This is a genomic window from Pseudomonas typographi (genome assembly GCF_014694385.1).
Lineage (GTDB): Bacteria > Pseudomonadota > Gammaproteobacteria > Pseudomonadales > Pseudomonadaceae > Aquipseudomonas > Aquipseudomonas typographi.
The window spans coordinates 1-386 of the sequence record NZ_JAAOCA010000149.1; the positions used below are offsets into that span (position 1 = coordinate 1).

1 protein-coding gene is annotated in these 386 nt (G+C 63.0%); it reads left to right on the plus strand.

The window, feature by feature from the left end; genetic code table 11:
• Positions 1-2 precede the first annotated feature (2 nt).
• Positions 3-386 (plus strand): sugar nucleotidyltransferase (locus tag HAQ05_RS28170; RefSeq protein WP_238936624.1); only part of this gene is annotated, 384 nt, incomplete at its 3' end.

The following is a 386-nucleotide window of genomic DNA, read 5'->3' on the forward strand; positions in this document are numbered from 1 at the left end:
GGCTGCACCCCATCACCCTCGGCCTCTCCAAGCAGTTGCTGCCGGTTTATGACAAGCCGATGATCTACTACCCGATCTCGGTGCTGATGCTGGCGGGCATCCGTGAGATTTTAGTGATTTCCACCCCGCTGGACCTGCCGCAGTTTCGCAACCTGCTCGGCGATGGCAGCCAGTTCGGCGTGCACCTCAGCTATGCCGAGCAGCCTGCGCCGGATGGCCTGGCGCAGGCGTTCCTGATCGGCGAGCAATTCATCGGCACCGACTCGGTGTGCCTGGTGCTGGGCGACAACATCTTCCATGGCCAGCACTTCTCCGAACAGCTCAAGCGCGCGTTGTCGCGGCCCACGGGCGCCACTGTGTTCGGCTACCTGGTCAAAGACCCGGAG